General features: G+C 71.7%; 19 protein-coding genes and 1 tRNA gene. 13 read left to right on the top strand and 7 right to left on the bottom strand.

Annotated features, from left to right (window positions below; all coding sequences use genetic code 11):
- Window positions 1-90: 90 nt before the first annotated feature.
- The 4 genes from thrC to argS all read right to left on the bottom strand — a co-directional run bounded on the left by thrC (window position 91) and on the right by argS (window position 5763).
- Window positions 91-1140, bottom strand: a complete 1050-nt coding sequence (thrC, locus tag V1634_RS04205) for a threonine synthase (protein ID WP_331206399.1) — start codon at window positions 1138-1140, stop codon at window positions 91-93.
- A 164-nt stretch (window positions 1141-1304) separates the two neighbouring features.
- Window positions 1305-2654 carry a homoserine dehydrogenase gene (locus tag V1634_RS04200; RefSeq protein ID WP_331206398.1) on the bottom strand — a complete coding sequence of 450 codons (1350 nt, stop codon included), beginning with the start codon at window positions 2652-2654 and terminating at the stop codon, window positions 1305-1307.
- The gene (gene lysA, locus V1634_RS04195; RefSeq protein ID WP_331206397.1) at window positions 2651-4036 is read right to left on the bottom strand and encodes a diaminopimelate decarboxylase; all 1386 of its coding nucleotides are present in this window, start codon (window positions 4034-4036) and stop codon (window positions 2651-2653) included. The genes V1634_RS04200 and lysA overlap by 4 nt, the downstream gene beginning before the upstream one ends.
- Window positions 4037-4101: 65 nt before the next feature.
- Window positions 4102-5763 carry an arginine--tRNA ligase gene (gene argS, locus V1634_RS04190; RefSeq protein ID WP_331206396.1) on the bottom strand — a complete coding sequence of 554 codons (1662 nt, stop codon included), beginning with the start codon at window positions 5761-5763 and terminating at the stop codon, window positions 4102-4104.
- A 95-nt stretch (window positions 5764-5858) separates the two neighbouring features.
- On the opposite strand from argS, the gene V1634_RS04185 reads away from it, so the two are divergent.
- From V1634_RS04185 to V1634_RS04170, 4 genes are all read left to right on the top strand, one after another.
- Complete coding sequence (locus V1634_RS04185) at window positions 5859-6755, top strand: DUF3105 domain-containing protein (RefSeq protein WP_331206395.1); 897 nt, start codon at window positions 5859-5861, stop codon at window positions 6753-6755.
- Window positions 6755-7429: a DUF305 domain-containing protein gene (locus tag V1634_RS04180; RefSeq protein ID WP_456238610.1), complete on the top strand. Its 675-nt coding sequence runs from the start codon at window positions 6755-6757 to the stop codon at window positions 7427-7429. The genes V1634_RS04185 and V1634_RS04180 overlap by 1 nt, the downstream gene beginning before the upstream one ends.
- 181 nt (window positions 7430-7610) lie before the next feature.
- Window positions 7611-8291 (top strand): winged helix-turn-helix domain-containing protein, encoded by a 681-nt coding sequence (locus tag V1634_RS04175; RefSeq protein WP_331206393.1) that lies wholly within the window; start codon window positions 7611-7613, stop codon window positions 8289-8291.
- Between the two features lie 91 nt (window positions 8292-8382).
- Window positions 8383-8454 (top strand) — tRNA-Arg (locus V1634_RS04170).
- A gap of 845 nt (window positions 8455-9299) precedes the next feature.
- Here V1634_RS04170 and V1634_RS04165 read toward each other — a convergent pair.
- The gene (locus tag V1634_RS04165; protein WP_331206392.1) at window positions 9300-10595 is read right to left on the bottom strand and encodes a hypothetical protein; all 1296 of its coding nucleotides are present in this window, start codon (window positions 10593-10595) and stop codon (window positions 9300-9302) included.
- Between the two features lie 246 nt (window positions 10596-10841).
- Here V1634_RS04165 and V1634_RS04160 point away from each other — a divergent pair, with 246 nt between their 5' ends.
- From V1634_RS04160 to V1634_RS04135, 6 genes are all read left to right on the top strand, one after another.
- A complete protein-coding gene (locus tag V1634_RS04160) occupies window positions 10842-11195 on the top strand; it encodes a hypothetical protein (RefSeq protein WP_331206391.1) in 354 nt (117 codons plus the stop codon).
- Window positions 11192-11824: a tetratricopeptide repeat protein gene (locus tag V1634_RS04155; protein ID WP_331206390.1), complete on the top strand. Its 633-nt coding sequence runs from the start codon at window positions 11192-11194 to the stop codon at window positions 11822-11824. Before V1634_RS04160 ends, V1634_RS04155 begins: the two co-directional genes overlap by 4 nt.
- 7 nt (window positions 11825-11831) lie before the next feature.
- Window positions 11832-13097 (top strand): glycosyltransferase, encoded by a 1266-nt coding sequence (locus tag V1634_RS04150; RefSeq protein ID WP_331206389.1) that lies wholly within the window; start codon window positions 11832-11834, stop codon window positions 13095-13097.
- A gap of 264 nt (window positions 13098-13361) precedes the next feature.
- A complete protein-coding gene (locus tag V1634_RS04145; protein WP_331206388.1) occupies window positions 13362-14021 on the top strand; it encodes a permease prefix domain 1-containing protein in 660 nt (219 codons plus the stop codon).
- Window positions 14022-14249: 228 nt separating this feature from the next.
- Window positions 14250-16481 (top strand): MMPL family transporter, encoded by a 2232-nt coding sequence (locus V1634_RS04140; protein ID WP_331206387.1) that lies wholly within the window; start codon window positions 14250-14252, stop codon window positions 16479-16481.
- Window positions 16482-16558: 77 nt separating this feature from the next.
- Window positions 16559-17266 carry a carbon-nitrogen hydrolase family protein gene (locus tag V1634_RS04135; protein ID WP_331206386.1) on the top strand — a complete coding sequence of 236 codons (708 nt, stop codon included), beginning with the start codon at window positions 16559-16561 and terminating at the stop codon, window positions 17264-17266.
- Between the two features lie 70 nt (window positions 17267-17336).
- Here V1634_RS04135 and V1634_RS04130 read toward each other — a convergent pair whose 3' ends face one another.
- The gene (locus tag V1634_RS04130; RefSeq protein ID WP_331206384.1) at window positions 17337-18374 is read right to left on the bottom strand and encodes an ArsR/SmtB family transcription factor; all 1038 of its coding nucleotides are present in this window, start codon (window positions 18372-18374) and stop codon (window positions 17337-17339) included.
- Window positions 18375-18438: 64 nt separating this feature from the next.
- Between V1634_RS04130 and V1634_RS04125 the strand changes: the two genes are divergently transcribed.
- Window positions 18439-19419 carry an aldo/keto reductase gene (locus tag V1634_RS04125; RefSeq protein ID WP_331206383.1) on the top strand — a complete coding sequence of 327 codons (981 nt, stop codon included), beginning with the start codon at window positions 18439-18441 and terminating at the stop codon, window positions 19417-19419.
- Window positions 19420-19649: 230 nt separating this feature from the next.
- Window positions 19650-20540 (top strand): oxidoreductase, encoded by an 891-nt coding sequence (locus V1634_RS04120; RefSeq protein ID WP_331206382.1) that lies wholly within the window; start codon window positions 19650-19652, stop codon window positions 20538-20540.
- A gap of 54 nt (window positions 20541-20594) precedes the next feature.
- Here V1634_RS04120 and V1634_RS04115 read toward each other — a convergent pair whose 3' ends face one another.
- Window positions 20595-21260: a hypothetical protein gene (locus V1634_RS04115; protein ID WP_331206381.1), complete on the bottom strand. Its 666-nt coding sequence runs from the start codon at window positions 21258-21260 to the stop codon at window positions 20595-20597.
- Between the two features lie 77 nt (window positions 21261-21337).
- Between V1634_RS04115 and V1634_RS04110 the strand changes: the two genes are divergently transcribed.
- Window positions 21338-22216, top strand: coding sequence for an oxidoreductase (locus tag V1634_RS04110; RefSeq protein ID WP_331206380.1), 879 nt, complete (start codon window positions 21338-21340; stop codon window positions 22214-22216).
- Window positions 22217-22300: the final 84 nt, after the last annotated feature.

The raw sequence follows: 22300 nt of genomic DNA, 5'->3' as shown, positions 1-22300 counted from the left end.
GGCCGGCCGGCCCGGGCGGCAACTTCGGCTCAGCCACCTCTCAGCAGCCCACGGTCTCCGTCTCCGGGTGGCGAGGAGGTCCGCCCCGGCTCAGGCCAGGTCGAGAGCGCGGGCCGCGGTCGGCACGTCGTTACGGATGGTGATCGGCGACGGGGCGGTGGAGATCGCCCACTCCGGGTCCTTGAGGCCGTGCCCGGTGACCGTGCAGACCACGGTGGAGCCGCTCGGCACCCGCCCCTCGGCGGCCTGTTGCAGCAGCCCGGCGACGCTGGCCGCGCTGGCCAGTTCGACGAAGACCCCCACCTCGCGGGCGAGCAGCCGGTACGCCGAGAGGATCTCCCGGTCGGTCACCGCCGAGATCAGTCCGCCCGAGTCGTCCCGGGCGTCCACCGCCTTGGTCCAGCTCGCCGGGTTGCCGATCCGGATCGCGGTGGCGATGGTCGAGGGCTCGCGGACCGCCTCGCCGGTGACGATCGGGGCGGCGCCGGAGGCCTGGAAGCCGTACATCTTCGGGCGGCGGGTGGCGTTGCCCCCCTCGGCCTCCTCCGAGTAGCCCATCCAGTACGCGGTGATGTTGCCGGCGTTGCCGACCGGCAGGCAGTGGATGTCGGGGGCGTCGCCGAGCGCCGAGACGATCTCGAAGGCCGCGGTCTTCTGGCCGTGCAGCCGGTAGATGTTGACCGAGTTGACCAGGGCCACCGGATAGTCCGTGGCGAGCTTGGCGGCGAGCGCCAGGCAGTCGTCGAAGTTGCCGTTGATCTGGAGCAGCTTGGCGCCGTGCACCAGCGCCTGGGCCATCTTGCCCAGCGCGATCTTGCCCTGCGGCACCAGCACCGCGCAGGTGAGCCCGGCCCGGGCCGCGTACGCCGCCGCCGAGGCGCTGGTGTTGCCGGTGGAGGCGCAGATGATCGCCTTGTTGCCGGCCTCGACCGCCCGGGAGACCGCCAGCGTCATGCCCCGGTCCTTGAACGAGCCGGTCGGGTTGGCGCCCTCCACCTTGAGGTAGACGTCACAGCCGAGCCGGGCCGAGAGCACCGGCGCGGGCAGCAGCGGAGTGTTCCCCTCGTTGAGGGTGATCACCGGCGTGGCCTCGCTGACCGGCAGCCGGTCCCGGTACGCCTCGATCAAGCCCCGCCACATCTCGCTCTCCTCGCGTCACGGTCCCGCCCGCCGGCCTGCGGCGGGCACCTCCTCCACGGTGACCCAGCGTCGCCGACGGGCTGCACCCGCACCACCCGCTAACCATCTGGCGGGACGTGACCGATCAGGCGGTACGCCCGGCCAGCCGTCGCCGACCTGCCCGGCTAACGGTCGCCGCCCTCGACCCGGAGCACGCTGGCGATGGAGCGGACGATGTCGAGCCGGCGCAGCTCGTCGACGGTGGCGGCGAGCGCGGCGTCCGGTGCGGCGTGCGTGACGATGACCAGGATCGCGTCACCGCCCCGGCGCACCGGTCCGGCCGCCCCGTCCGCCGGAGCCGCCGGGGCGGGCGCCTGCCGCACGGTGGCGATCGACACGTCGTGCCGGGCGAAGACCCCGGCGACCGCGGCGAGTACCCCGGGTCGGTCGGCCACGTCGAGGCTGATGTGGTAGCGGGTGACCGCCTCGCCCATCGGCCGGATCGGCAGCGCGGCGTACGCCGACTCGCTCGGTGCGCGTACCCCGGCCAGGTGGTTGCGGGCCGCCGCGACGACGTCGCCGAGTACGGCGCTGGCGGTCGGCGCTCCCCCGGCCCCGCGCCCGTAGAACATCAGCTCACCTGCGGCGTCGGCCTCGACGAAGACCGCGTTGAAGGCGTCGCCGACGCTGGCCAGCGGGTGGCTGACCGGGATCATCGCCGGGTGCACCCGGACGCTGACCGACTCGGCGCCGGCCGAGTCCGGCCCCCGGGAGGCGATGCAGAGCAGCTTGATGGTGCAGCCCATCGCCTTGGCGCTGGCCACGTCGGCGGCGGTGACCTCGGTGATGCCCTCCCGGTGCACGTCGGCGGCGGTGACCCGGGTGTGGAAGGCCAGCGAGGCCAGGATCGCCGCCTTTGCGGCGGCGTCGAAGCCCTCCACGTCGGCGGTCGGGTCGGCCTCCGCGTAGCCCAGCTCGGTCGCCTCGTCCAGCGCCTCGGCGAAGCCGGCGCCGGTGGCGTCCATCGCGGAGAGGATGAAGTTGGTGGTGCCGTTGACGATGCCGGTGACCCGGGTGATCGAGTCGCCGTGCAGCGACTCGCGCAGCGAGCGGAGCAGCGGGATGGCGCCGGCCACCGCCGCCTCGTAGTAGAGGTCGGCCCCGCCCTCGGCGGCCGCGTCGTGCAGTGCGCCGCCATCCTCGGCCAGCAGCGCCTTGTTCGCGGTCACCACGCTCTTGCCGGCCCGCAGCGCCTCGACCAGCCAGCTCCGGGCCGGCTCGATCCCGCCGACGACCTCGATCACCAGGTCGATGTCGTCCCGCTTGACCAGGCCGAGCGGGTCGGTGGTGAAGAGCGCCGGGTCGATCGGCAGCTCACCCCGGTCGCGGCCGAGTCGGCGTACGGCGATGCCGGCGAGTTCCAGCGGCGCACCGACCCGCGCGGCGAGGTCGGCGGCCTGCTCGTGCAGGAGGCGTACCACCTCCGCGCCGACGGTGCCGCAACCGAGCAGAGCCAGACGGACCGGTGTCGTCATCCCACATCCAATGCCAGCAGATCGTCTTCGGTCTCCCGCCGGACGATCAGCCGCGCGCGGCCGTCCCGGACCGCCACCACGGGCGGCCGGGGCACATGGTTGTAGTTGCTGGCCATGCTCCGGCAGTAGGCGCCCGTTCCGGGCACTGCGAGAAGATCTCCGGGCTGCACGTCGGCGGGCAGGAATTCATCCTTCACCACCACATCCCCGGCCTCGCAATGCTTTCCCACCACCCGGGCCAGAATCGGCTCGGCGGTCGAGCGCCGGGAGGCGACCGTCGCCGAGTACGACGCACCGTACAGCGCGGTACGGATGTTGTCGCTCATTCCGCCGTCGACGCTGACGTACGTCCGGATCCCGTCCACGTCCTTGACCGTGCCGACCTCGTAGAGGGTGAAGACGGCCGGGCCGATGATCGCCCGGCCGGGCTCGATCGAGAGCCGGGGCACCGCCAGCCGCAGCCCCTCGCACTCCCCGTCGACGATCTTGTTGAGGCGCTTCGCCAGGTCGTGCGGCGTCGCCGGGTCGTCCTGGGTGGTGTACGCGATGCCGAAGCCGCCGCCGAGGTCCAGCTCCGGCAGCTCCACCCCGCGCGCGTCCCGGATCTGCGCCTGGAGGCCGAGGATCCGCCGGGCGGCCACCTCGAATCCGCTGGTGTCGAAGATCTGCGAGCCGATGTGCGAGTGCAGGCCGCGCAGGTCGAGGACGTTCTCGTCGAGGATCCGGAACGCGGCGGCGGCCGCCGCCCCGCCGGCCAGCGAGAAGCCGAACTTCTGGTCCTCGTGCGCGGTGGCGATGAACTCGTGGGTGTGCGCCTCGACGCCGACGGTGACCCGGAGCAGCACCTGAGGCCGGACGCCCCGCTCCCGGGCCAGCGCGGTGAGCCGGTCGATCTCGTGGAACGAGTCGACGACGATCCGGCCGACCCCGGCGTCGACGGCCCGGGCCAGCTCGGCCGGGGACTTGTTGTTGCCGTGGAAGCCGATCCGCTCGGGCGGCATGCCGGCGGCCAGCGCCACCGCCAGCTCGCCGCCGGAGCAGACGTCCAGGAACAGCCCCTCCTCGGCGATCACCCGCACCACGGCCCGGCAGATGAAGGCCTTGCCGGCGTAGTAGATGTCCTGGTCCGGGAAGGCGGCCCGGAAGTCGCGGCAGCGGGACCTCAGGTCGTCCTCGTCGAGCACGTAGGCCGGGCTGCCGAACTCCGCCGCCAGTTCGCGGACGCCGAGGCCGGCGACCACGAGGGCGCCGTCGGCGTCCCGCGCCACGTTGCGCGGCCACAGTTGCGGCACGAGCGCGTTGACGTCCTCCGGGGTACGCAGCCAGGCCGGCCCTCGGACCCCGAGGTCGCCGTGCAGTGCCCCCGCTTCGTGAGCGCGCATCTGTCGTTTCCCTTCGCTACGCGCGTGTTGCCGACCGGCCCGCTACGCCGGGAGCCGGAGCGGACCTACATCTGCTCCGGCGCGGAGACGCCGAGCAGCGCCAGGCCGTTGGCCAGGACGATCCGGGACGCCTCGACCAGCCAGAGCCGGGCCTGGGTGAGCTGCTCCGGCACCGGCTTCCCGGCGCGCGGCAGCACCTGGCAGGCGTCGTAGAACCGGTGGTACGTGCCGGCCAACTCCTCGAGGTAGCGGGCGATCCGGTGCGGCTCGCGCAGTTCGGCGGCGGTGGCCACCACACCGGGGAACTCGCCGAGCGTCTTGAGGAGGTCGTTCTCCTTCTCGTGGCTGAGCAGCCCCGGGTCGAACTCGGCGCCCCGGGTCACCCCGAGCTGGACGGCCTGGCGCAGCAGCGAGGCGATCCGGGCGTGCGCGTACTGCACGTAGTAGACCGGGTTGTCGTTCGAGTGCTTGGTGATCACTTCGATGTCGAGGGTCAGCGGCGAGTCGGTGGAGGAGCGGGCCAGCGAGTAGCGGGCCGCGTCCACGCCGACCGCGTCGACGACCTCGTCCAGCGTGATGATGTTGCCGGCCCGCTTCGAGAGCCGGACCGGTACGCCGTTGCGGACCAGGTTGACGAGCTGGCCGATCAGGATCTCGATGTTGAAGTCGGGGTCGTCCCCGGCGCAGGCGGCGATCGCCCGGAGCCGGTTGACGTAGCCGTGGTGGTCGGCGCCGAGCAGGTAGACGCACTTGTCGAAGCCGCGCTCCCGCTTGTCGATGTAGTACGCCGAGTCGGCGGCGAAGTAGGTCAGCTCGCCGTTGCTCCGGATCAGCACCCGGTCCTTGTCGTCACCGAAGTCGGTGGTGCGCAGCCAGATGGCGCCGTCGGCGTCGTAGACGTGGCCCTGCTCGCGCAGCCGGCCCAGAGCGTGCTCGACCGCGCCGCTGCTGTGCAGGGTGCGCTCGGAGAACCAGACGTCGAAGTGCACGCCGAACCGCTCCAGGCTGGCCCGCATCTCGTCCAGCATGAGCTGGTAGCCCCGGTCCCGGAAGACCGGCACCGCCTCCTCGGCGGGCAGGTCGGGCAGGTCGGGGCGCTCGGCGACGATCCGCTCGGCGATCTCGGTGACGTACTCGCCGGCGTAGCCCTCCTCGGGCGTCGGCTCGCCCAACGCCGCCGCCCGCAGCGACTGGCCGAACCGGTCGATCTGGGCGCCCGCGTCGTTGACGTAGTGCTCGCTGGTCACCTCCGCACCCGCGGCGGCGAGGATCCGCCGCAGCGAGTCGCCGACCGCCGCCCACCGGGTGTGCCCGAGGTGGATCGGGCCGGTCGGGTTGGCCGAGACGAACTCGAGGTTGACCCGCTGCCCGCTGAGCCGGTCGCTGCGCCCGTACGCCTGACCGGCCTGGACCACCTCGCGGGCGAGCGCTCCGGCGGCGGCCGGGTCGAGCCGGAGGTTGAGGAATCCGGGCCCGGCGATGTCGACGGACTTCACACCCGGGGTCCGGGCCAGTTCCTCGGCGAGGGCGGCGGCCAGCTCCCGGGGCGGCAGGCCGACCCGCTTGGCCAACTGGAGCGCGATGTTGGAGGCGTAGTCGCCGTGCTCGGGGTTCCGGGGTCGCTCCAGCGGCACGGACTCGGGCAGTACCGAGTGATCCAGCTCACGCCGGTCGAAGACGGCGTGGGCGGCGGCGAGAACGGCCTCGGCGAGGTTGGCGGGAGTCACCGAACCATGCTAGCGGGGGTAGACTCGGTCACTCGGTGGCGACCCTGCGCGTGTGTGGCCCGCCATCCCCTGACCGACCGACCTGACGAGGGACCATGAGCATCAGCACCTCGGGCGGCGAACAACGCCGTCCGTCCGTGGTCAGCACCGGCAAGAAGGCGCCGGCCGGCGGTAAGCCCGCCGAGGGTGAGAAGGGGGCCGGGGCCAAGCCCGCGGGGACGGCCGCCAAGTCCGGCTCCACCGGTAAGTCCGGCGCCCGGGTGCCGGCCGGCCGTTCCGGCGGCGGGGGTGGGAAGAAGCCCCAGCAGCGGCGTCCGATCACGCCGGTCAAGGTCAGCCAGGGCCGCTCGTGGGGTTCCATCGGCCTCTTCGTCGCGGTCGGCGTCGTCACGGCCGCCATCATCGGGTACGGCGCGTACGCGGTGATCCAGAACGGCAAGAAGTGGGAGGACAAGGCGGCCGCGATCGACGGGATCGTGAACTTCCGGGAGAGCGACCCGTCGGCGGTGAACCCGCTGCCCGGCAAGGAGTCCCACGTGGCCGGCCCGCTCACCTACAAGATCAACCCGCCGGTCGGCAGCTCGCACAACATCGCCTGGCAGAACTGCATGGGCGACGTCTACGACGCGCCGATCGCCAACGAGCACGCGGTGCACAGCCTGGAGCACGGCGCGGTCTGGGTGACCTACAAGTCCGACCTCCCCGCCGACCAGGTGGAGCAGCTGGCCAGCAAGGTCCGGGGCAACGAGTTCATGATGATGAGCCCGGTGGAGAACCTCGACAAGCCGATCTCGTTGCAGGCGTGGGGCTACCAGCTCAAGCTCGACAGCGCCACCGACGGCCGGATCGACGACTTCATCGAGGCACTGCGGCAGAACGCGACCATGGAGCCGCAGGCGACCTGCTCCGGCGGCATCACCGCCACCGGTACGACGCCACGGGACAACGTCCCCGGTGACCAGCAGCAGCCGGTGCCCCCGGCGGGCGGTTGATCGGCGTGACCACCGAACAAGGGGCGGTGGCGACCGCCGCCCCGGATGACGAGGTCGCCGGCCGCGGCTCGGGCCGGTGGAGCGCCGGCACCGCCGCGCTGGCCCTCGCCATCCTGCTGGGCCTGCTGCTCGGGTTCGCGGGCGGACTGCTCGCCCCGGGCCTGCTCCGCCCCGGGGACAGCTCGCCCGAGGCCGGGTTCGCCCGGGACATGTCGTCGCACCACGCCCAGGCCGTCGAGATGGCGATCCTCGCCCACGAGAAGGCCGCCGACCCGGACGTACGGGTCCTGGCGGCGGACATCGCGCTCACCCAGCAGGGCCAGATCGGTGTCATGCAGACCTGGCTGAAGGAGTGGGGTCTGGGCCCGACCGGCCGCCAGCCCCGGATGGCCTGGATGCCGGACGCCGCGGGCGCGGTGAAGAACGGGCTGATGCCCGGGATGGCCACCGACGCCCAGCGGGCCGAGTTGCGTGCCGCCACCGGGCGGGACTTCGACGCCCTCTTCCTGAAGCTGATGCTCGACCACCACCTGGGCGGCATCCACATGGCCGAGGGCATCCTGGACCTCTCCGACGACGAGCAGGTGACCGAGATGGCCGAGTCGATGGTCGCCGGGCAGAAGAAGGAGATCGAGCTGGTCCGCAGCCTCCAGGGCAGGATCGGCACTCCCTGACCCGGGTGACCCGCACCGCTTGATCCGGCGGCCGTCCCTTCGGGGCGGTCGCCGGTTCCGTTGCGGGCCGGACAGGGGGTCTCGATGGCCGATTGAGGATGACTTTGGTGACTTGCCCGGTTTGGCGAGCTTTCTCCATACATAACGTGACCAGTCAGGATCTGCCGTCGTTGTCCTAGACATGACGGTTGCTCTCCGGGACGGACGTCGCTCGGTCACCAGCTGGTGCCGTCGACACACCATCGGCGGGGACGGCGCGGTTGCGGCCGTCCGGCGAGGACAACGGTCCGGCGAGGCGGGGACGCTCAGCCGCGACCAGGAACTCGAACTGATCGAGACGCTGCGCGGGTGCTATCCCGACCAGCTCGGGCTGGACGACGAACTCTGGACCCGGCAGAGCGTCGCCAGCCTCGTACAGCGCCGGTACGGCCTGCCCGTCGAGAGCAGCGAGGTCGGCGGCTACCTGCGGGCCTGGGGACTCGGCCCCCGCCAGCCCACCGATCGGGCCTGCGGGCTCTGCGTCGACGCGGTGGCCCTCTGGGTGGAACGGGAGTACCCGGCGATCGTCCGCTCCGCCCAGGAGCACCGGGCCGAACTGTGCTGGATCGGCCGTACCCGGCTGCACGGGGTGGTACCCGCCGCCGACGTCCTCTCCGCGGTCTCCGTACGCGGTCGGGTGCGCTTCCTCATCACCACCCCGAACGTCGACCCGGCCCTCCCCCGGGACTTCCTGCTCCGGCTCAGCGGGGCGGAGGGGGAAGCCGTACACGTCGTGGTCGACGGCTCCTGGACCCGGGCCGAGTGGCCCCGCCGGCTCCCGCCCCGGATCGTGCTGCACCCTCTTCCGAGCTGCGGCCGGTAGCGGTTTGCCCTGGTACGGCAGGCGGAACCGACACGGCGGATACCGATTCGTGCCCGGGCGGCGATGCCTGCTACTCTTCCTGGGTCGCTGAGCCCCCGTAGCTCAGGGGATAGAGCACCGCCCTCCGGAGGCGGGGGCGCAGGTTCGAATCCTGCCGGGGGCACATCACAGAACGCACAGGCGCAAGCCGGTCGATCGATCGCTGATCGTGGCGCGTTGAGCCGATCGCGGTGCTATGCGGCCCGGATCTCGGCGAACGACGGCTCCGTGGGCGGCCCAGCCGGTTCCGCCGGAACGATCGTGGCCGCCTGACGACTGCTGCGACCAGCGGAGTGTTACCAACCGCGGCCGGCAACCCCGCCGACGAATGCGCGCTCTCGACTGCCGCGAACTCCGGCGTGGACCGACTCAGGTCGCATGATTGTCGTGCTCGACTCCGGCGCCGCCGAACGCCGAGACGCTGGTTGCTCGGCTCAGGTTGTCCGTCTGGCGCTCCTGAATAGCGCGCGGGCTGCCACGGCGTCGTCGCCCCGTCACACGAGGCTGCGATGCTGCGCGCCCGGGTCGACCCGGAGATGCTGATCGTTACGCCCAGGCTCCTGCGGCGTTCGGAGCTGGATCCGTACGCGCGCTCGCGCGCCCCGAGCGCGGACTACGGGAACGGCCACCCCGAGGGCCGGTCGGGCACCGGCCAGACCTTCCAGATCGTGGCGGTGATCCATGGCGGACGGTGGCGAGTCCTTGGGATGAGCGGCCCGCATCGCCCGCTTCGGGACGCGGTGGCCGGGACTTATGCAACCTGGTCGTGAAACAAAATCCACTTTGGCCAAAAAGATAGCTAGCTGTAGCTGAAACCTCTCTGGTTCAGCGAATCACCACATACGCTACAAATCGCCCGTTAATACCATATGTAACTAGTAAGTAGCTCTAGGTGTATCTGGCGGCTCTGGAGGGGTCATGAGCAACAACCGACGGCTGCGGCGGGGGCTGAAGGCTGGCCGCGCCGCTTCAGGGCTGAGTTCTGCCCTGCTGGCAGTCGGGATGACGGGTGGGCCCGCAGCCGTCGCGCAACCCGTGGAAGCGAAATTGTCTGCCCAGGGCGCGCACATCGGTACGCCCGGTCCGCTCGGCCAATACGGCGGGTGGCCGTCGTTCTGGTCGACTGTCCGCCAAGACGACGGACCTGACGATGCGGGGGACCCTGACGGCAGCCGGCCGGACTACGGCCCGCAGGGCTGGCAGGGCCCGTGGGATGGGCACGATCCGGGCAAGCAGCCGAATCCGCACGGTTCGCATGGCTCCAAGGGCACTGAAGGCCCCCAAGGCGCTCAAGGCGCTCAAGGCGCTCAAGGCGCTCAAGGCGCTCAAGGCCACCAGGGAATTCAGGGTGCTCAAGGCGAAGTTGGCGCTCAAGGTGCGCAGGGCGAAACGGGCGCCCAAGGTGCCCAGGGGGCCCAAGGTGCGCTGGGCTTGCAGGGCGTACAAGGACCGCAGGGTGCTCAAGGTGTCCAGGGTGACGCGGGCATACAAGGACCCCAAGGCGAAGTCGGCGCCCAAGGCCCACAAGGCACCGAAGGCGCGCCGGGCCTGCAGGGCATACAGGGACCACAAGGCAACACCGGTGCCCCAGGACCACAAGGCGCCCAGGGTGACGCGGGCATACAAGGACCGCAGGGCGACACCGGCGCCCAAGGCGTCCAGGGTGACGCGGGCGTACAAGGACCCCAAGGCGACACCGGCGCCCAAGGCCCACAAGGCACCCAAGGCGCGCCAGGCTTGCAGGGCATACAAGGACCACAGGGCGACACCGGAGCCCAAGGTGTCCAGGGTGACGCAGGCATACAAGGACCGCAGGGCGCGCCAGGCTTGCAGGGCATACAGGGACCACAGGGCAACACCGGTGCCCCAGGCCCACAAGGCCCCCAGGGCGACGCAGGCATACAAGGACCGCAGGGCGCGCCAGGCTTGCAGGGCATACAGGGACCGCAGGGCAACACCGGTGCCCCAGGCCCACAAGGCCCCCAGGGCGACGCAGGCATACAAGGACCGCAGGGCGACACCGGCGCCCAAGGCATCCAGGGCGACACGGGCACACAAGGACCCCAAGGCGAAGTCGGCGCCCAAGGCCCACAAGGCACCCAAGGTGCGCTGGGCTTGCAGGGCATACAAGGACCACAAGGCGACACCGGAGCCCCAGGACCACAAGGCACCCAAGGCGACGCAGGCGTACAAGGACCCCAAGGCGAAGTCGGCGCCCAAGGCCCACAAGGCACCCAGGGCGCGCTGGGCCTGCAGGGCATACAAGGACCACAAGGCGACACCGGAGCCCCAGGACCACAAGGCACCCAAGGCGACACGGGCACACAAGGACCCCAAGGCGAAGTCGGCGCCCAAGGCCCACAAGGCACCCAAGGTGCGCTGGGCCTGCAGGGCATACAAGGACCACAAGGCGACACCGGAGCCCCAGGACCACAAGGCACCCAAGGCGACACGGGCACACAAGGACCCCAAGGCGAAGTCGGCGCCCAAGGCCCACAAGGCAACCAGGGCGTGCAGGGAGTGACGGGCAACGGAATCGAGTCCGCCTACATCCAGGGCCCGCTGACCGTGATTGCGGACACCCCCGTGAATTTCGGGTGCCAGGCCGGAGACATCGCTGTCGGAACCGGATACCAACTCTCGGGTGCGGGCGTCAACCCGGTGCTGATCCAGCCGCTCTCAACCAGTGGCTACCAGTTCACCTTCACCGGCGGAGGGGCCGACATCTGGGTTTCCTGCATCTCGCTCAGCACACCAGTGGTGGCTCCGGCCAACACATCGGGCCGGGCGACGGCCAACGGTAGCAAGGCCAGCCGGCCGAACAGCAAGTCGCACCGCCCCGTTACGGTCAAGGAGAAGAAATGAACACCCGTCAGATGTTCGGGTCACTCGCCTGTGGCATGGTCCTGCTGGCCGGAGTCGCGGCATGCAGCGAGGAGCCCGCTAAGAAGCCGCAGAGGAGCAAGTCTGACAGCAGCAACAGCGACGAGGCGAATGGCACCACCAACACCGGAACCGCGCCGGCGGACCTGCTGAAGCTCGGTGTCGAGCAGGGCCAGGCCGGTAACCTCGACGCGGCCAAGGCCACCTTCGAGAAGGTGTTGGCAGGCGAGGCCAACAACAAGTTTGCCTGGTTCAACCTGGGCTACATCGCCCAGTCGCGTAACCAGGCTGACGAGGCGATCAGCAACTACGACAAGGCGTTGGAGGCCGACGCCAACTACAAGCCGGCCCTTTACAACAAGGCCATTGCACTGGAAAGTAAGGCCCCGACGACGTCGATGGACATCTACCGCAAGATCGTGTCGATCGACAGCAAGGCGTCAACCGCCTACCTCCGACTGGGCCTACTGCTGTCCCAATCCGGCGACGACGCGGAAGCGCGGGCCGCCTTCAAGGTGGCGATCCGGCTGGACAAAGGGCTCGCCCCAGCCGTTCCAACGGAGTACCGCGCGGCCCTGACCGCTCGGTCCTCGGCTCCAACCGGTAGGTGATTGCCCAATGCGTACACCGCGCGTAACGGTCTTTACGGGGAGCAACCGCACCCGTTTCATCGACGAATGTTTCCGGTCGCTCGTCGCACAGACTTTCACCGACTGGGAATGGGTGGTCGTTCTCAACCAGGGGTCTCGTTGGCGGCCCGAGAGGCACGACGATCGGGTCCGGCTCATCGTCCAGGACAACCTGGACGGCATTGGCGCCGTGAAGGGGTACGCCTGCGCCGAGGCCGCCGGGGACATCCTGGTCGAGCTCGACGACGACGATCTGCTCAGCAGCGACTGTCTACAAAACATCGTCGACGCCTTCGACTCCAACCTGGAGGTGGGATTCGTCTACAGCGACACCGCGCAGATCCAGGAGGACGGCAGCCGCTGCGAAGACCGTTTTGCGAGTTCATTCGGCTGGCGGCACTACGACGAGAAGGTGGACGGCCGCGAGGTGTTGGTCTGCCGGGCGTTGCCGCCGACGCCGCACAACGTGAGCTACATCTGGTATGCACCGAACCATGTGCGGGCCTTCCGCCGGGACGTCTACGAGAAGGTCGGCGGATACGACGAGTCGCTCGACGTCGCGGACGACGCCGATCTGATGGCTCGGATCTACCAGGTGAGCGAGTTCCATCACATTCAGAAATGCCTGTACCTGCAGCGCATGCATGCGAAGAACACGCAGCGCATTCCGGACTTCAACGCCCGTATCCAGCAGCGTACGGTGGAGATATATGACCGGAACATTCAACAGAATGCGCTGGCGTGGTCACGGCGGCAGGGACTCCTGGCACTCGACTTGGGCGCGGCCCACAACAAGCCGGAAGGATATCTCGGTCTGGACTGCCGCGACGGATCGGACGTCGACATGGTCTGCGACGTGACAAAGGGGGTCGATCTGCCGGACAACAGCGTCGGGGTCATTCGGGCGGTGGATTTCCTGGAACACATTCCGAACAAGATCGCACTATTCAACGAACTCTACCGACTGCTCGCGCCGAACGGGATGCTGTTGTCGCTGACACCCAGCACCGACGGTCGGGGTGCCTACCAGGATCCGACACATGTGGCGTTCTACAACGAAAACTCGTTCTGGTATTTCACGGACGTCAACTATTCTCGGTTCGTACCTGAAATCAAATGCCGATTCCAGGCGTCGCGGTTGGTCACGTACTTCCCGAGCGAATGGCACCGGGCACACAACATCCCGTACGTCTCCGCGAATCTCATCGCGATCAAGGATGACGCCCAACGCAACGGCGGCCCGCTGAACATATGACTACCGGGCGGGAGCAGCCGGCGTTCCGGTCTCGAACGAGACAGCCGGGCGCCATGGCCCGGACTCGACGTCCGGTCGGGACTGGAATCCATGCTGACCGTGCCCCCTGCGCGGCAGGGTCAGGCCGGGGCGGCAGAGCGGTCCCAGGGGTCCGGCCCGCCGCGCCCTCAGGGTGCGGTTCAGGGGAATCTCGGGGTCGGCCATGTTCCACCCGGCGGCCCGAGCCGGGCATACTGGGGCACCGGTACCCAGAGAAAGTGAGCCGTGGCCGCCCCGATAGACGGATACCTCGCCGAACTCGACCGTGCCCTGCGAGGGCCACGCCGGGTCAAGAGCGGCCTGCTCCGGGAGGCTCGGGACAGCCTGGTGGACGCGACCGAGGCGTACGCCGAACTCGGTCTGCCGCCCGAGGCGGCGGCCCGCCGTGCGGTGCACGACTTCGGGGAGGTTTCCCGGATCGCCCCGGGATACCAGGCCGAACTCGCGCTGGCCCAGGGCCGGCGGACGGCGCTGCTGGCCTTCGGCATCCTCGTCGCGCAGCCGCCGATCTGGCACCTGGTCGCCTGGCAGACGGCCGAACCCGACCCGATGCCCGGACTGGCCGGCGTCCTCGACGTGCTGGTGAGCTGGCTGGGAATGCTGGCCGTGGCGGTGGCACTGCTCGCCGTCTGGGCCTCCGGCACCGGGGTACGCCGGCTCGGCACCGATCCCCGGCGCATCCGGCTCACCGGCATCTTCGCCTTCGCCGTGGCGGGCACCTTCAGCACGATCGGCGTGCTGCTCGCGCTCGTCAGCCCGATCAACGGCCCGATCGCCCTGGCCCGGTTGCCGATCGCCGTGGTCGTGCTGATCCTGCCGATGCTCCTGGTGGCCCGCAACGGGGCGCGCTGCCTCGCGACGGCCCGCGCGGCGTCCTCCCGCTGATCTCCCGGTTCCGCTGAGACCTCGCCCACCCGGCTGACCCCTCCGTCCATCGTGGACGGTGTGCACCGGCTGCCGCCCATCGCCTTCCCGCCCCCACCCCGTGCCACTGCGCGCCTCGGTGAACCGTCGACGCTTACGTAGTTATGCTACATGTAGATTGCTAACCCATTGACGAGCGGGGCGCGGAGCGAGCAGCGGGCGGACCCGAGAACGCGAGGAGAGCGGACAATGCACACCGAATCAACTCCTGCCGAAGGGCCCGACGGCAAGGCACCGCCGGACCGGACGGGGCGAGCCGGGGCGACCAGGGCCGGCTTTTTCGCCCGGATGGCCGGCTGGGCGTACCGGCGGCGCTGGGTCGCCCTGCTGAGCTGGGTCGTCGTGCTGGTCGGGCTGGCCGGGGCGGCCCAGGCGGTCGGCGCCGACTACCACAACGACCACTCGCTGCCCGGCACCGAGTCACAGGCCGCCACCGACACGCTCCGGGAGCACGGCTCGCGGCAGACGGCGGGCAGCGTCCAGATCGTCCTGCACCACCCCGGCGGCATCGGCACCGACGAGGTCCGGCAACGCGTCGAGCCGATGCTCGGCCAGGTACGCGCGATGGCCTCGGTGGCCGAACTGACCAGCCCGTACGACGACCCGCAGGCGGTCTCCGCCGACGGCACCGTCGGGTACGCCACGGCCACCCTGGACAAGCCCAGCGAGGAGGTGCCGGCACAGGACGTACGGGCCGTCATCGAGACCGCCCGGGCGGCGGCCGGAGACGGGCTGCGGGTGGAGCTGGCCGGTGACCCGGTCCGGGCCGCCCAGGAGTCCGAGGGTGGCGCGGCGGAGGGCGCCGGCCTGCTGGCGGCCCTGGTCATCCTGGTGATCCTCTTCGGTTCCCTGCTCGCCGCCGCGCTGCCGATCGGAATCGCGATCTTCGCGGTGGGCAGCACCCTCAGCCTGGTCGTACTCGCCTCGCACGTCGCGACGGTCGCCGACTACACCGCCCCGCTGATGGCGCTGGTCGGGCTCGGCGTCGGCATCGACTACGCGCTGCTGGTCTTCTCCCGCTTCCGGTCCGAGCTGCTGCACGGCGCCGACCGGGCCACCGCCACCCGGATCGCCCTGGACAGCGCCGGCCGTACCGTCTTCTTCGCCGCCTGCACCGTGGTGATCGCCCTGCTCGGCCTCGTCGTCCTCGGCCTCGGCTCGCTCCAGGGTGTGGCCGTGGCGGTGGCGCTGACGGTGCTGGTCACCATGCTCGCCTCGCTGACCCTGCTCCCGGCGCTGCTGGCCATCGTCGGCGGCCGCGTCGAGCGCGCCGTCCGGCGCCGCGCCGAGCGGGCGAAGCGGGCCGAGGGCGCGGGGTGGCGGCGCTGGTCCGGGTTCGTGCAGCGCCGCCCCTGGCTGGCCATGCTGCTGCCCACGGCGCTGCTGGTGCTGCTCGCCGTACCCGCCCTGGACATGCGGCTGGGCTTCGCCGACGCCGGCAGCGACGCGCCGACCTCGACCAGCCGGCAGGCGTACGACCTGATCTCGACCGGGTTCGGCCCGGGACAGAACGGTCCACTGGTGGTGGTGGTCGAGGGCGGCCAGCCGGCGGCGACCGAGGTGCGGAGCGCCCTGTCCGGGGCGGCCGGGGTCGCGGCGGTCACCCCGGCGTTCCCGGCACCCGACGGGCAACTGCACACGCTGCTGCTCTTCCCGACCTCCGCCCCGCAGGACGCGGCCACGATGGACCTGGTGGAACGGCTCCGTACCGATGTGCTGCCGCCGGTGGAGCGGAGCACCGGGGCACCGGTCCTGATCGGCGGCGGTACGGCGGCGGCGGTCGACTTCGCCGACGCGGTCTCCGACCGGCTGCCGCTCTTCGTGGTCGTGGTGGTGGGCCTGTCTGCGCTGCTGCTGGTACTCGTCTTCCGGTCCCTGCTCATCCCGGTCAAGGCCGCGCTGCTCAACCTGCTCAGCGTGGCCAGCGCCCTCGGGGTGATCACCTACGTGTTCCAGTACGGCAACCTGGGCGTCCAGCCCGGTCCCGTCGAGGCGTTCGTACCCGTACTGATCTTCGCGATCGTCTTCGGGCTCTCGATGGACTACGAGGTCTTCCTGGTGTCCCGGATGCACGAACACTGGGAGCGGCACCGCGACGCCTCCGGCGCGATCCGGGAGGGTCTGGCCACCACCGGTCGGGTGGTGACGGCCGCCGCCGCCATCATGATCGTCGTCTTCAGTGCCTTCCTCTTCGACCCGGGCCGGATGCTGCAACAGTTCGGGCTCGGCCTGGCGGTCGCGATCTTCGTGGACGGCTTCGTCATCCGCTGCCTGATCCTGCCCGCGGTGATGCAGCTCTTCGGCGCCCGCGCCTGGTGGTTGCCGTCCTGGCTGGGCCGCTGGCTGCCCCGGGTCGCCCTCGAACGCCCCGAGCCGGCCACCCGGGTCGCGGCCGGCACGCCGAGGTCCACTCTGGTCTGATCCGCGGCGTCGTCCGGGCCGGACGGACCCACCACCTCCGGCCCGGGCGACGTGCGCGGCGGGATTACGATCGGCGGGTGCGGGAGCCGCTGACCATCGCCGTTGCCCAGCCGGACTGCCTGGCGTACGACGTGCTGGCGAACGCCCGCAGCCACGCCGAGGCGGTCCGGGCCGCCCGGGCCCGGGTGGTGGTCTTCCCCGAGATGTCGCTCACCGGGTACGAGTTCGACGCCGCGCCGGTCGACGCCGACGACCCCCGACTCGCTCCGATCGTGGCGGCCTGCGCGGAGACCGGCTCGACGGCGTTGGTCGGTGCCCCGGTGCCAGGGACACCGGGGCGACGGCCGCGGATCGGCGTCCTCGCCGTCGACGCCGACGGGGCCCGGGTGGCGTACCGGAAAATGTGGCTGGGCGGGGCCGAGCCGGAGCACTTCGCTCCCGGCGACGCTCCGGCAGCGGTCGAGGTGGCCGGCTGGCGGCTCGGGCTCGCGGTCTGCAAGGACACCGGGGTGTCCCGGCACGCGGCCGACACCGCCGCGCTCGGCATCGACGCGTACCTCGCGGGTGCGCTGGACTCGGCGGCGCAGTGGCACGTGCAGGACGAGCGGGCCCGCCGGGTCGCCGCCGCACACCGGGTCTGGGTGGCGATCGCCAGCTTCGCCGGGCGCACCGGCGGCGGTTACACCGACGCGGCCGGACGGTCGAGGATCTGGGCTCCGGACGGCAGGGTCGTCGCCGAGGCCGGACCCGAGCCGGGCGCGGTCGCCACGGCGACCCTGACCTGACCGGGCCGGCCGCCGAACTCCGCCAACCGACCACCGGGACTCTCGGGCCGCGGACAGACGGTCGGACCGGCTACACCCGCCCCGCCGGGGGCGTACCGGCTCCGCCGCCGAGCTGCTCCCCCAGCCCGGTACGCAGATAGCGCAGTCGCCGGCCGACCCGCTCGCCGACCACCAGACCGGCGTCCCGCAGCGTGGTCAGGTGGTGCGAGGCGGTCGCCGGGGCCAGCCGCAGGGCGTCGGCCACCTCCCCGGTGCTGTGCGGCACCGCCAGCAGGGTCAGCACCGCCGCCCGGGTCGGGCCGAGCAGCGCGGCCAGGGCCGGCGCAGCCGGCTCGGCTGGCGGTGGCGGCTCGGCCGGTACACCCGGTCCGGCCGGCAGCGGCGCCTCCCAGAGCCGCCCGTACCCCCGGGGCGGATACCAGAGCGCCCGGCCGGTCGGCGTGTCGGTGACCGGGTAGAGCATCGGGCCGGCGAACCCGGCCGGCAGCAGGGTCAGCGAGTGCCCGTCCAGGCTCCACCACCGTTCCTTGGCCGAACCGAGCAGCAGCGCCGTACCGTCCCAGTCCAGTTCCGGGTGCAGGCCGCGCAGCAGCGCCCGGGGGCCGCGCTCGGCGGCGGTCAGCGCCCGGTGCGCGATCTCACCCTCGGCGGCCGCCCGCAGCCGGGGCCAGACCGGCGCGATCGCCAACCCGAAGTACCGCCGGATCTCCCGGACCAGCTCGGTCAGGGCGCCGGCCGGGTCGGTACCGAACCGGACGATCTCCGGCGGCGCCGGATGCCCGGCCCAGGTCCGGTGCACCTCGGCGGCGACGACGTCCAGCGCCGTGCCGGCGATCACCCGCAGTTCCTCGTCCAGGGTCGGCCGGGCGGTGGCCGGTACCGGGGTGAGGAAGTCCGGCACCTGGCAGGTCGGTGCGGCGGCCAGCGCCCGGAGGGTACCCAGCGCGGCGCCGTCGAGCGCCGGCAGGACGCTCTTCCGCCAGCCGGCGTACATCCAGAACCTGGTCGGCCGGTCCAGCACGAAAAGGCTGGTCAGCACCTCGACCATCGGCGAGTGCGCGAACCTGAGCCGGACCAGGTCGGCCGGGGCGAACTCGATCCGGAGCATGCTGCCATTCGAGCACGTTCGAACGGCTCCCGACCAGCCGGAACCCGGACGTACCGTCCCCGGCATGGAATACACCCACCTCGGCCGGACCGGCCTGACCGTCAGCCGGATCTGCCTCGGCACGATGAACTTCGGCTGGCAGCTCGACCAGGAGCAGAGCCACCTCGTGCTGGACCGGGCGTACGACGAGGGGATCAACTTCGTCGACACCGCCGACATGTACGGCCGGGAGGACGGCGACGGCCTGACCGAGCGGTTCATCGGACGGTGGTTCGCCGGTACCGGCCGGCGGGACCGGATCGTCCTCGCAACCAAGGTCTACGCCCCGATGAGCGACTGGCCCAACGACGGCGGCCTCTCCGCCCGGCACATCATCGCCGCCTGCGAGGCGTCGCTGCGCCGGCTCGACACCGACTGGATCGACCTCTACCAGATGCACCACGTGCAGCGGGAGACGCCGTGGGAGGAGATCTGGCAGGCGATGGAGACCCTGGTCACCCAGGGCAAGATCCGGTACGTCGGCTCGTCCAACTTCGCCGGCTGGCACCTGGCCCGGGCCCAGGCCGCCGCCGACCGGCGGCACTTCCTCGGCCTCGTCTCCGAGCAGTGCAAATACAACCTGCTCACCCGGTACGTCGAGCTGGAGGTGGTACCGGCGGCGATCGATCTCGGCATCGGGATCCTGCCCTACTCGCCGCTGCACTTCGGGGCGCTCTCCGGAGCGATCCGCAAGATCCGGGACGGGGTGCCCGGCCGGAGCGTGCTGCACGCCGCCGAGCGGGTGGAGCCGCACCGGGCGGCCCTGACCGGGTACGAGAAGCTCTGCGCCGAACTGGGCGAGGAGCCGACCACCGTCGCGCTGGCCTGGCTGCTGTCCCGTCCCGGCGTCACCGCGCCGATCGTCGGCCCCAGGGCGGCCGACCAGCTCGACCTGGCGCTGCGCGCGGTGCGGACCACGCTCGACCCCGGCACCCTGAACCGGCTCGACGAGCTGTTTCCGCCGGTCGGCTCCGGTGGGCCGGGTCCGGAGGCGTGGGCCTGGTGAACGCTCGGCGGCGGCGAGCCGGCGCGGCGGGCCGCACGGCGGGGCGGTCGACTCGAACTCCCCGCACCTTCCGGCAGGGCCCACCCCGCCGACCGAACGGACCGGCGGATCAGCCGGACGGGTGGCGGCGGGCCGCTTTCCGGCGCCTGCGGCGGCGGGCGTAGCAGAGTCGAGCACGGAGGAGCCGAGCCGGTCTCACCCGACGACCCGCGCCGAAGGGAATCGACAGCATGGCGAAGACGTGGCTGATCACCGGGAGTTCCCGGGGCCTGGGCCGGGCGCTCAGCCAGGAGGTGCTGGACCGGGGTGACAACCTGCTCGCCACCGCCCGGCAGCCCGAGCAGCTCGACGACTTCGTCAGCCGGTACGGCGACCAGGTGCGGCCGTACGCCCTGGACGTCACCGACCCGGCCGCCGCCCGGGCGGCGGTACGGACCGCCGTGGAGACCTTCGGCGGCCTGGACGTGGTGGCCAACAACGCCGGGTACGCGAACAGCGCCCCGATCGAGGAGATGGCCGAGGAGGACTTCCGGGCGCAGGTCGAGACGAACCTGTACGGCGTCGTCAACGTCACCCGGGCGGCCCTGCCGGTGCTGCGGGCCCGCCGCTCCGGGCACTTCCTCCAGTTCTCCTCCATCGGCGGACGGGTCGGCGGGACACCGGGGCTCGGCGCCTACCAGGCCGCCAAGTTCGCCGTGGAGGGCTTCTCCGAGGTGCTCTACAACGAGGTCAAGCCTTTCGGCATCCGGGTCACCATCATCGAGCCCGGCGCCTTCCGTACGGACTGGGGCGGGGCGTCGATGCGGATGGCCGAGGTGGGCGAGGACTACCAGCAGACCGTCGGGCGGCTGCACGCGCTGCGCCGGGACATGGACGGCCAGCAGGCCGGTGATCCGGAGCGGGCCGCCCGGGTGATCGCCGACCTCGTCGGGCTCGCCGTACCGCCGCTGCGGCTGCTGCTCGGCTCCGACGCGCTGCGGCTGGCCGAGGAGTCGGCGCGGTTCCGCTCCCGGGAGGCCACCGCCTGGGCCGACGTCAGCCGGAGTACCGACTACGACAGCAGCACCGACTTCGCGAAGACACCGGTCGCGGCGATGCTCGCACCGCGCAGCCCGAACTGACCGCGGCGGCGCACGTTCCCGTAGCGGCCGGCGGGGTCGTCCCGGGCCGCCGGGTCAGCGGTCCAGGCCCAGGGTGCCGGCGCGCAGGCCGGCCTGGAACCGGGACTCGGACCCCAGCTCGCGCAGCAGCTCGGCCACCCGCCGCCGGTAGGTCCGCAGCGGCATGCCGAGCCGTCGCGCCGCGGCCTCGTCGGTGAGCCCGGAGGCGAGGGCACGCAGCACCTTCCGGCCGGTCGGGTCGAGCCGGGGTGCGTCTGCGCGCAGCCAGCCGTCGACCTCGTCGGCCGCGTCCCAGGCGGCCTCGAACAGCGCGTGGACGCCCTCGATCAGTGCCGCGACGGTGGTCACGGTGAACTCGCGGTCCGCGCCGCGTACCGCACCGGCCAGGATCATGACCTTCCGGTCGATGACGATCGTCTCGTGCGGCAGCGGGGCCGCGCAGATGCGTACCCGGACTCCCGAGGCCACCGCGGTGGCCAGTTCGGCGCGCTGCTCGTCCACGACGAGCGCGGCGGGGGTGTAGAGCTTCCGCACGGCCAGGCCGGCCGGGACGTTGCGTCGGGTGGCCGCCGCCACTCCCATCCGGGCGGTGGTCCGGGACCAGGTCTCCAGGTCGGTCGCGGCACAGACGAACTCGGTCCGGGCGCCCGCGAAGAGGTGCCCGGCCCGCCGGACCAGCTCGTCCTCCCCGCGTACGGTGATCACCCGGTCGTCGGCCACCCCGCCAGTCTGGCCCCGGCTGGCCACTTCCTGCCACCGCTGGCCGGATGGCACCGGCGCGGCAGAGGCTCGACGGCATGACGACTGACACACCCACCGGCACCGGCACCTTCCTGCTCGGCGGCGACCTGCGGATCAACCGGCTCGGCTTCGGCGCGATGCGGCTCGCCGCGAACAGCCTGCACGGGCCGTCCCGGGATCCGGCTACCGGCGTCGCCGTGCTGCGGCGCGCGGTCGAGCTGGGCGTCAACCACATCGACACGGCCGGGTTCTACGGGCGGGGCACCGTGCACGCCCACGAACTGATCCGGGAGGCGCTGGCGCCGTACCCGGCGGAGCTGGTGATCGCGACCAAGGTCGGCCCGCTCCGGGACGCCACCGGCATGCCGTCCGGCGAGGCGACCGCCGACCAGCTGCGCGGCCTGGTCGAGGAGGACCTGCGCCGGCTCGGGCTGGACCGGCTCGACCTGGTCTACCTCCGGGTGGGCGGCCTCGGCCCGGTCGGCGGCACGTCGATCGCCCGGCGCTTCGAGGCGCTGGCGGCGCTCCGCGAGCAGGGGCTGATCCGGCACCTCGGGGTCAGCAACGTCGACGCGGCGCAGTACGCCGAGGCGAACGCCGTCGCACCGGTCGTGGCGGTGCAGAACCACTTCCACCTCCAGTACCGGGACGACGTCGAGTTACTGGCCCGGTGCGCGGCCACCGGCACCGGGTACGTGCCGTTCTTCCCGCTCGGCGGCGGCGACCGGCCGATCGACCCGGAGCGGTACCGGCGGGTCGCGGCCCGGCACGGCGCGACCCCGGCCCAGGTGGCCCTGGCCGGGCTGCTCGCCGTCTCGCCGGTGCTGCTCGCCATCCCGGGCACCGGCTCGCCCGAGCACCTGGCGGAGAACATGGCCGCCGCCGACCTGCACCTCACCGCCGAGGACCTCGCCGAGCTGACCGGAAGAAACTGACGCCGACGGATGGCCTGCCATCCACAGGGGACGTACGCTCGGGCGACGCAAGTTCCACGACGAGCCCGCCGGGCCCGGGGACGG

The organism is Plantactinospora veratri (assembly GCF_036421995.1).
GTDB lineage: Bacteria > Actinomycetota > Actinomycetes > Mycobacteriales > Micromonosporaceae > Plantactinospora > Plantactinospora veratri.
Note: the sequence above shows the minus strand (reverse complement) of the source record. Positions and strands in the feature narration are given on the sequence as shown.

Coding starts and splice junctions, on each gene's coding strand:
- V1634_RS04125 (WP_331206383.1), top strand. CDS start 18,439: ATGGAATACACCCACCTCGGCCGGACCGGCCTGACCGTCAGCCGGATC.
- V1634_RS04130 (WP_331206384.1), bottom strand. CDS start 18,374: ATGCTCCGGATCGAGTTCGCCCCGGCCGACCTGGTCCGGCTCAGGTTC.
- V1634_RS04175 (WP_331206393.1), top strand. CDS start 7,611: ATGACGGTTGCTCTCCGGGACGGACGTCGCTCGGTCACCAGCTGGTGC.
- V1634_RS04185 (WP_331206395.1), top strand. CDS start 5,859: ATGAGCATCAGCACCTCGGGCGGCGAACAACGCCGTCCGTCCGTGGTC.
- V1634_RS04150 (WP_331206389.1), top strand. CDS start 11,832: ATGCGTACACCGCGCGTAACGGTCTTTACGGGGAGCAACCGCACCCGT.
- V1634_RS04110 (WP_331206380.1), top strand. CDS start 21,338: ATGACGACTGACACACCCACCGGCACCGGCACCTTCCTGCTCGGCGGC.
- V1634_RS04120 (WP_331206382.1), top strand. CDS start 19,650: ATGGCGAAGACGTGGCTGATCACCGGGAGTTCCCGGGGCCTGGGCCGG.
- V1634_RS04140 (WP_331206387.1), top strand. CDS start 14,250: ATGCACACCGAATCAACTCCTGCCGAAGGGCCCGACGGCAAGGCACCG.
- lysA (WP_331206397.1), bottom strand. CDS start 4,036: ATGCGCGCTCACGAAGCGGGGGCACTGCACGGCGACCTCGGGGTCCGA.
- thrC (WP_331206399.1), bottom strand. CDS start 1,140: ATGTGGCGGGGCTTGATCGAGGCGTACCGGGACCGGCTGCCGGTCAGC.
- V1634_RS04155 (WP_331206390.1), top strand. CDS start 11,192: ATGAACACCCGTCAGATGTTCGGGTCACTCGCCTGTGGCATGGTCCTG.
- V1634_RS04200 (WP_331206398.1), bottom strand. CDS start 2,654: ATGACGACACCGGTCCGTCTGGCTCTGCTCGGTTGCGGCACCGTCGGC.